At 69.8% G+C, this 8479-nt stretch carries 7 protein-coding genes and 1 pseudogene; 3 read left to right on the top strand and 5 right to left on the bottom strand.

All coding sequences use genetic code 11. The annotated features are described in order from the left end of the window. Positions 1-181: pseudogene (locus NA8_RS33325) on the top strand (cytochrome bc1 complex cytochrome b subunit); the annotation flags it as partial. 69 nt (positions 182-250) lie between these two features. Here NA8_RS33325 and NA8_RS31985 read toward each other — a convergent pair. Beyond that, the gene (locus NA8_RS31985; protein WP_063054023.1) at positions 251-751 is read right to left on the bottom strand and encodes a polyadenylate-specific 3'-exoribonuclease AS; all 501 of its coding nucleotides are present in this window, start codon (positions 749-751) and stop codon (positions 251-253) included. Between the two features lie 186 nt (positions 752-937). Here NA8_RS31985 and NA8_RS31980 point away from each other — a divergent pair, with 186 nt between their 5' ends. Next, positions 938-2323 (top strand): class II 3-deoxy-7-phosphoheptulonate synthase, encoded by a 1386-nt coding sequence (locus NA8_RS31980; RefSeq protein ID WP_063054020.1) that lies wholly within the window; start codon positions 938-940, stop codon positions 2321-2323. A gap of 45 nt (positions 2324-2368) precedes the next feature. On the opposite strand, the gene pknB is transcribed toward NA8_RS31980, so the two are convergent. Beyond that, positions 2369-4330, bottom strand: coding sequence for a Stk1 family PASTA domain-containing Ser/Thr kinase (gene pknB, locus NA8_RS31975; RefSeq protein ID WP_063054022.1), 1962 nt, complete (start codon positions 4328-4330; stop codon positions 2369-2371). 130 nt (positions 4331-4460) lie between these two features. Here pknB and NA8_RS31970 point away from each other — a divergent pair, with 130 nt between their 5' ends. Further along, on the top strand, positions 4461-4829 hold the full coding sequence (locus NA8_RS31970) for an Rv2175c family DNA-binding protein (RefSeq protein WP_063054019.1): 369 nt from the start codon (positions 4461-4463) through the stop codon (positions 4827-4829). A 229-nt stretch (positions 4830-5058) separates the two neighbouring features. On the opposite strand, the gene NA8_RS31965 is transcribed toward NA8_RS31970, so the two are convergent. The 3 genes from NA8_RS31965 to NA8_RS31955 all read right to left on the bottom strand — a co-directional run. Then, entirely contained in the window at positions 5059-6081 is a 1023-nt protein-coding gene (locus NA8_RS31965) for a phytoene/squalene synthase family protein (RefSeq protein ID WP_063054018.1), read from the bottom strand. After that, complete coding sequence (locus NA8_RS31960) at positions 6078-7796, bottom strand: alpha-(1->6)-mannopyranosyltransferase A (protein WP_084467242.1); 1719 nt, start codon at positions 7794-7796, stop codon at positions 6078-6080. Before NA8_RS31960 ends, NA8_RS31965 begins: the two co-directional genes overlap by 4 nt. A 58-nt stretch (positions 7797-7854) precedes the next feature. Continuing rightward, a partial coding sequence (locus NA8_RS31955; RefSeq protein WP_174550172.1) for an FAD-dependent oxidoreductase occupies positions 7855-8479 on the bottom strand: 625 nt, incomplete at its 5' end.

The following is an 8479-nucleotide window of genomic DNA, read 5'->3' as shown; positions in this document are numbered from 1 at the left end:
CGTCCCGAAGAAGATGAGCAAGCTGGGTTCGGCGGGCAAGCCGGGCACCGGCAGCTTCCTGCGGCCCGATCCGCAGGAGGAGAGCGCTCGGAACTTCGAGATCGAGCACGAGGAAGAGCACAGGCAGCTGAAGGTGCTGCAGCGCGCTCAGGAGGCGGCGAACGGCAAGCACGGCCACTGACGCCCGCCTCACCGGACGGCCCCCGAGTCGAATGCGACTCGGGGGCCGTCCTGCGTCATACCGCGGGTGTCACAGGCGTGGCGCCGCGCGGCGTGCGGCCTCGATCGCTTCGAACTTGGCGAGGTTGTGCCGGGCGTCGGCCAGCGCGTCGTGCGCGTCCGGCGGGATCGGCGGGAGTTCGGGGCGGCCGTGCGCGTCCCAGTGCTGGCGCAATTCGTTGGTGTAGCGCGGCAGCGTGTTGGGCAGATCGACCATGGAGCCCCACAGCTGGCACAGGGCGACGTGGTCGTAGGCGGAAACCCAGGCCCACAGCTCCGGTTGCACGGTCGGCCGCGGCACCAGGAACGCGTACAGCTCGTCCCGGATGCGGGCGCGGCTGCGCCACAACGGAGAGGAAGGCGACGGCAGCTGGGGCAAAACGAATTTGCGCACCCAGGGACCCGCACGTCCGGCATCGAATTCGGTGGACACCGCGTAGTACTCCCTGCCGTCCTCGCAGACGACTCCGATGGAGACCAAATCGATGGTCACACCGTCCTCGATGAATTCGCAGTCATAAAAATATCGCAGCGAGATCGGTCTCTCCTCGGCTTCCGGTGCCGTTGTGGCAGGTGACGGGTTCTCGGCAACCCTATGGTGACGTGTGCCGCCGGATGCGCAAGGGCCCATGCGGTGGAGATCTTCCCCACCTTGGTGCGGCCCTCCACCACTACCACCGGGTGTCCTCGAGGGGCGAACGGTCCGTATTCTGGACTGGTGAACTGGACCGTCGACGTACCCATCGATCGCCTGCCGGAACTGCCGCCGCTGCCCGCCGAGCTGCGCAGGCGGCTGGACGACGCGCTGGCGCGACCTGCGCTGCAGCAGCCGTCCTGGGATCCGGAGCAGGCGGCCGAGATGCGCACCGTACTCGAGAGCGTGCCGCCGATCTGCGTGCCCGCCGAGGTGGAGGAGCTGCGCGCTCAGCTGGCCGAAGTCGCTCGCGGCGAGGCGTTCCTCATGCAGGGTGGCGACTGCGCGGAGACGTTCGCGGACAACACCGAACCGCATATTCGCGGCAACATCCGCACCCTCCTGCAAATGGCGGTCGTGCTCACCTACGGCGCGAGCCTGCCGGTGGTGAAGGTCGCGCGGATCGCGGGCCAATACGCCAAACCGCGCTCGTCGGACACCGATGCGCTCGGCCTCAAGTCCTACCGCGGCGACATGGTGAACGCGCTGGCCGCCGACGCGACGCTGCGCGAACACGACCCCTCCCGCCTGGTCCGGGCCTACGCCAACGCCAGCGCGGCAATGAATCTCGTGCGCGCGCTCACCGGCGCGGGCATGGCCGATCTGCACAAGGTGCACGACTGGAACCGTGACTTCGTGGCCAAGTCGCCCGCCGGTGCGCGCTACGAGGCACTGGCCGAGGAGATCGACCGCGGCCTGGCGTTCATGACCGCGTGCCGGGTCAACGATCCGAGCCTGAAAGCCGCCCGTATCTACGCCAGCCACGAGGCGCTCGTGCTGGACTACGAGCGCGCCATGCTGCGCTTGAGTCACAACGCGATCGGCGAGCCGGTGCTCTACGACCTGTCGGCGCACTTCCTCTGGATCGGTGAGCGCACCCGCCAGCTCGACGGCGCGCACATCGCGTTCGCGGAACTGGTCGCCAACCCGATCGGCCTGAAGATCGGCCCGTCCACCACGCCCGAGCAGGCCGTGGAATACGTGGAGCGGCTGGACCCGAACAACGAGCCGGGCCGCCTGACCATCGTGTCGCGCATGGGCCACAGCAAGGTCCGCGATGTGCTGCCGCCCATCATCGAAAAGGTCCAGGCCACCGGCCACCAGGTGATCTGGCAGTGCGACCCGATGCACGGCAACACGCACGAGGCGTCCACCGGCTTCAAGACCCGCCACTTCGACCGCATCGTCGACGAGGTGCAGGGCTTCTTCGAAGTGCACCACGCGCTCGGCACGCACCCCGGCGGCATGCACATCGAACTCACCGGCGAGGACGTCACCGAATGCCTCGGCGGCGCCCAGGACATCTCCGACCTCGATCTGTCCGGCCGCTACGAGACCGCCTGCGACCCCCGGCTGAACACCCAGCAGTCGCTGGAGCTGGCGTTCCTCGTCGCCGAGATGCTGCGCTGAGATCCGAGCCGCGTCAGCGGCCGGACTCCGCACGCTCGCTGCCGGTCAGGGAAGCGCCACGATGGTGACGGTGTCGCCCGCCTCGAGGTTGACGCCGATGGCCGGAGTTTGCGAAACCACCAGAGAGCTATCGGCTCGGGCCAATTGTTTGACCTCGACCTGCAAGCCGAGGCTTTCCAGCTTGGCGCGGGCGTTGGCCACGGTCCATCCGCGGACGTCGGGCATCTTCAGGGCATTGGAGATCAGCAGGACGACGCCGTCGCCGGATTGAATGGTGGTGCCCGCCCCCGGCTGGGTGCCAATGGCCTTGTCCGCCTCGATGCTGCGGTCGAACTGGGGTTTGGTCTCGCGGATCGCGATTCCGGCGGCACTGAGGATCTTGGTGGCCTCGTCGGTCGACTTGCCGCGGACGTCCGGGACCTTGACCGGTTGCGATCCCTTACTGCGGTAGACCTTCACTTGCGCGCCCAGGGGCAGCACGGTGCCGGGCCGCGGTTCCACCCGGGCGACCGTTCCCTTGGGGGCGGCGTTGGACTCTTCGCCCGCGTCGACCGGTTGCAGCCCGTAGTCCCGGATCAACTGGTTGACCTTCGACACCTGGTCACCCGCTTTGACGTCGGGCACCTTGGGCTTGCCATTGGAGACCAGGACGGCGACCGTGGAACCCTTGGTGATCTTGGAACCGGCAGACGGGTCGCTGCCGACCACGCCGCCGACCGGGATCGTGTCCGACGCCTTCTGCCGGATCTCGGTCTCGAACCCGGCGTTCTGCAGCGTGGCGACCGCCTTGTCGGTGTCCAGCCCGGCGATCGGCGGCACCGCCGAATACCGGCCGACACCCAGCCACCAGCCGCCGATGCCGACCAGCAGTGTGAGCGTCGCGACGATGGCCACCCATATCCACACGGTGCGCCGGGAGCGGTTGAGCTCGTCGGCGTAGGGCGGCGCGTAGGGCGGCGCGAGGTGGGCTCGAGGCGCCGGTTGGGGCCGGTCGTAGTCCGCCGGGGGGCCGTAGTCGACGCGGGGCCGCTGGGCGGTGACCACTTTGGTGTGCTGCACTGGCTGCGGCGCATGGGGGTCGTGGGCCGACGCGCCCGCGAAATCCGGCCGGTCGTCGTGATCCGGCGCGACGGCGCGGTGGCCGGCACTGAGATGCTCGGCGGACTCCTGGGGCGCGGGCACCCGGTAGGGAGGCAGGCGCAGCGTGGTGCCGATCCGCCGCAGCGCTGCCGCCATCTCGTTCGCGTCGGCGAACCGGTGCGCGGGGTCGCGCGCGGTGGCCTCGGCCACCAGCTCGTCGAACTCCGGCGGCACTCCGGAGATGAATCCGCTCGGGCTCGGCACGTCGTTCTCGATGCGCTGATAGGCCACCGAGATCGAGGTGTCGCCCGTGAAGGGGACACGGCCGGTGAGCATTTCGAAGATCAGCACGCCGAAGGAGTAGACGTCGCTGCGGGAGTCGGCGGAGCCGCTGGTGACCTGCTCGGGTGACAGGTAGGCGGCGGTGCCGAGGATGACGCTGGCCGACGTGGTGTTCGCCGCGGCCACCGCGCGCACCAAGCCGAAGTCGGCGATCTTCACCTCGCCCGCGTCGGAGATCAGCACGTTCTCCGGCTTGATGTCGCGGTGCACGAGCCCAGCGGAATGCGCGACGCCGATCGCCGCCAGTACCGGTTCGGCGACGGCGCGCACCGCGTGCGGTGGCATCGGGCCGCGTTCGCGCAGCAGCTCGCGCAGCGTGCCGCCCTCGACCAGCTCCATGATCAAGAAGGGATGGTCGCCGTCGATGCCCTGGTCGTACACCGCGACCAGCGAAGGATGCTTGAGCTTGGCGACCGCGCGCGCCTCGAACTCGAACCGGGACAGGAACTGCGGGTCGCCCGCGAACTTCGGGTCCATCACCTTGATGGCGACCGGCCGGTCCAGGCGGGTGTCGACCCCGCGGAAGACCATCGACATTCCGCCGCGGGCGATCGGCGCATCGATCCGATAGCGCCCTTCCAGCATCTGGCCGATCAAGAGAAGTCCTCCGGCTTTCACAAAGTTTGCCGCTCCGTGCGGCCCCCACGATGGTATCGACTCCCACCACCCCGGGTGTCTCACGACGTGCGGCAGGTCACCGTCTACCGTTATCCGGGTGAGTGCATTTCCCTGCAGTGACGACGTCCTTCCGCAGTCGGTGGCCCTCGTGCCGCTGCCGGAGGTGGCCGACCGACTCGGGCTGGTGGTGACCCGGGTGCACCAGATGCTGCGCGATCACCAGTTGCTCGCCCTCCGCAGAAACGGCGTCGCGGGCGTCCCCGAGCGGTTCTTCGACGACACCGGCGCGGTCGTGAAGCCGCTGCCCGGCCTGATCACCGTGATGCGCGACGCCAAGTACACCGACGAGGAGATCCTGGAGTGGATCTTCACCGAAGACGAGAGCCTGCCCGGCAAACCGATCGACGCCCTGCACGGCCCCCTGGCCCGGGAAGTCCTGCGCCGGGCGGCCGCGGATCCGTTCTGAATTATTGGCCGCGCGGGCGCGGCGAACGGAACATGCTCGGTCTCGCTGCGCTCGAAACCGGGTTGAGCTGTTGTGGTCGCGTGGGGTGGTCAACGCTGCGCCGCTGCGCTAATCGCGTTTCGGCTCGGCTTACTTCCGCGCGCCGCTCACCATGCGGGGAGTTCGCCGCTGACGTGGCCCAGCACTCGCCGTCGATTCGTCTGCGACGCGGATGTGGGTTGGTCGGTCGTCAGCGGTCCAGGCGGCTGCGGAGGGTGGCGGTGGCGAATTCGGCGGCGGCTACGCGCAGGCGGTGGTGGCGGGGCACCGCGGCGCGGTGGTCGAAGACGGCGTAGTCGCTGCGTTCGATGTGGTGCAAGATGTCGGAGTAGAGGGTGGCCGCGGTGCGGATGGCGGGGCGTACCCGGGGTTCGAGCAGGTCGATGCCGGTTTCGGCGCGGCGGTAGAGATCCCGGTTGACCGCGATGAAATGGGCGAGGGCACGGCGGACGCGCGGATCGGTGCTGCCGGTGCGCCGGCATTCGAACAGCAGGTCCTCGTCGACGCCGAACGCGGTGAGGGCATCGGCGGGGAGGTAGACCCGGTCGCGGTCGAGATCCTCCGCGACGTCGCGCAGGAAGTTGGTGAGCTGGAACGCCTCGCCCAGAGCGGCGGCGGCGGGCTCGGCCTCCGGCACCGGGACGACCGTGCCGAGCACGGGGAGCAGTTGCAATCCGATCGCGGCCGCGGAGCCGCGCATATAGTCGCGTAACTCGGCCATGGTGGCGTAGCGGTTGCGGAAGGACGGGGCGCCGGGCGCGTCCATGCGCATGGAGTCCAGGAACGTCCAGAAGTGCTGTGCCGCGATGTCGTAGCGGTGGACGGTGTGGGTGACGGCGGCGAGCACGAGGGCGCGCGGCCGCAGGCCCGCTTCCCGGTTTCGTTCGTGCTCCGGGTTCGGGCCGGAAGGCAGCCGCGCGCCGCCGCGGCTCTCGCTGGTGTGCGATTTCAGCGCGGCCCGCAGGTCCCGCTCGATTCGGTCGAGTTCGGTGACCGGGTCGCTGTCGTGCGCGGCGGTGGGACGGCCGGTTCGGTCGACGACGTCGTCCACCATGCGCGCGAAGGCGTACAGCGCGTGCACGGCGGGCCGTCGCTCGGCCGAGAGCAGCCGGGTGGCCAGGAAGTAGGTGCGGCCGTGTGTGGCGGCGATCTGCCTGCACTCGCGGTAGGCGAGCGGGAGCAGGGCGGAACTCGGTAGCCGGCCTTCGGTCATCGGGCGGCGGGCGAAGCGGTGGCCTCGCCGGGCGTGGCCGTGACCGTGCTCGGCGGCGTCGTGCGCAGGCGCAGGGGGTCCACCGTGCGCAGCGACAGCGCCGCGACGCTCGCGGCGAAGGTGGCGGCGACGACGTGCCAGAAGTTGTACAGGCCGATCGAACCGTCCGGCTGGAAGACCAGCATCAACCAGGTGCACACGCCGACCAGCGCCATCAGCGTCGTGGTGGACAGCGCGAACCCGGCGGCCAGCGCCAGCGGCCACGAGTAGTACCAGGGCAGCGCGGCGGGCGAGAGGATGACGATCGCGACGAACGCGATCAAGATGCCCAGCACCGCCTCTCGCTCGCTGTGCCGGAATCGCCACCAGGTCAAGGCGAGCACGGCGACCAAGGCCAGCGCGCACATCGCGCGGGTCACCTCGAGCACCGATTCCAGCCGCAGCGGGGTTATCCAGGTGATCGCGTGCGCCATCACGGTCGGCAGCGAGAGCCAGTTGATGATCTTCTTCGACCCGGACAACGCGGTCAGCCAGCCGATGCCGACGCCCGCGATGGCCGAGGCGGCGACGAACACGACCGCGAACACGCTCAGCCCGAGCCCGGCGATCTTGCCGAACATCAGCGCGGGATGCGGCATGTCCTCCGTCGGCTCCGCGGCGTCGCCGGGCTGCTCGCTCGCGGGCAGGTGCGCCGGATCGCGCCCGACCCGCTGGGCGGCGCGGCGTTCGCGTTCGTGCAGCATCCAGATCCAGACCAGGAACGGCAGCGCGACGCCCGCGGTCGCCTTGATGGCCACGCCGATCGCGACGACCACGATGCCCGCCACGTGGTGGCGCTCCAGCACCAGCGCGATGCCCGCGCACATCAGCCCGACCATCAGCATCTCGTTGTGCACGCCGCCGATCAGGTGGATCAGCACCAGCGGGTTGAGTACCGCCAGCCACAGCGCGACGGTCGGCTTGCCGCCGAGGTGCTTGGTCAGATACGGCACCGCCCACATCATCAGCACCAGGCCGGGCAGCATGACCAGCCGCATCGCGATGGTGCCGGCCACCACGTTGTCGCCGGTCACGGCGGTGATCGCGCGACCGAGCAGCAGGAAAACCGGGCCGTAGGGCGCGGTGGTGGTGGTCCACACCGGACTGACGTTGTCCAGCAGCACACCGGGATTCGCGACCGGCCCGACCTGATACGGGTCGAAGCCGTCGCGCAGCAGCGCGCCCTGGGCGAGGTAGGAGTAGGCGTCGCGGCTGAACATCGGCACGGCGAACAGCAGCGGCGCGATCCAGATGCCCACGATGGCGCGCAGCTCGTTGAGCGTCACCTCGGCGCCGGTCCGGTCGCCGGTGCCGATCGTGGCGCGCCCGAGGCGGACCCAGGCGGTGATCATGAGCAGCACGCCGATCCAGATGCAGATCGTCGACAGCGCGTAACCGTGCCCGAACCGCAGCCAGGACAGATGCATGGCCTCGAGCAGCGGGTCGCGCTTGCGCACGCTGCCCGCGCCGAAACCGCCGAACATGATCATGATCGCGCCGAAGAAACCGAGCAGGGCGGCATGGCCCTCCGGGCTCCTGGCGAAGTCGGCGCAGGTGCGCGCCCACCACAGGAAACCGCGGTCGGTAGCCGATTCACGACGTGCGGAGGCGGGCGACGAGGGACGGCTGTCACCGGCGGAGGCGGCCTCTGCGGTGCGCGTTTCGGGGGATGCCATCTGGTGTCGGTCCCCCCGAGTGGTCGGCGGTCGCAACCGCGAGCGAATAGGTCGGCGCTTAGTTTACGGCGTCGTCTCGAACCCTATCCGGCTGGTGCGCGGGGTCGCACGCGATGCGGTTTGCCGCCAGTTTCCCGGACAACAGGGCGGTCGGCACGCCCACGCCCGGCGTGGTGCCGCAACCGGCGATAACCACGTTGTCGCTGGAGCGCGGGAAATTGCGTGGCCTGAAGGGGCCGGTCTGCCGGAAGAGGTGTGCGGCGGAGAACGGCGTGCCCGCCAGCATGCCGTAGTCGAGCCACGTCCGGGGTGTGTCGAGCCGGTCGACGGCGAAGTGCTCGGCGATGCCCCGGTAGCCGCGCGCTTCCAGCACGGTGAGCAACTCGCGGAGGTAGGCGGGGCCGAGGCGCGGCCAGTCCAGCGGCGCCGCCGTGAGATTCGGGCACGGCGCGAGCAAGGAGAACGGCTCGTGGCGCCCGTCGCCGCGTTCGACGAACAGGCTCGGATCGGTCAGAGCGGGCCGGGTCAGCAGCAGCGAGGGGTCGCTCATCAGTTTGCCGCGGCCGCGGCGGGCGGTGATCTCGGCGAACGTCCGGTCCCAGGCCTGCCCGAACTCGATGGTGTGGTGCGCCTGCACCGGCCACCGCGCCGCGACCGCCGCGGGGACGGTGCCGTGCGCGACG

Origin of the sequence: Nocardia arthritidis NBRC 100137 (assembly GCF_001612765.1) — a bacterium.
GTDB lineage: Bacteria > Actinomycetota > Actinomycetes > Mycobacteriales > Mycobacteriaceae > Nocardia > Nocardia arthritidis.
Note: the sequence above shows the minus strand (reverse complement) of the source record. Positions and strands in the feature narration are given on the sequence as shown.

What these genes read in the sequence shown, in the direction of transcription:
- pknB (WP_063054022.1), bottom strand. Translation starts at nt 4,330, where the DNA reads ATGCTGGAAGGGCGCTATCGGATCGATGCGCCGATCGCCCGCGGCGGA.
- NA8_RS31965 (WP_063054018.1), bottom strand. Translation starts at nt 6,081, where the DNA reads ATGACCGAAGGCCGGCTACCGAGTTCCGCCCTGCTCCCGCTCGCCTAC.
- NA8_RS31960 (WP_084467242.1), bottom strand. Translation starts at nt 7,796, where the DNA reads ATGGCATCCCCCGAAACGCGCACCGCAGAGGCCGCCTCCGCCGGTGAC.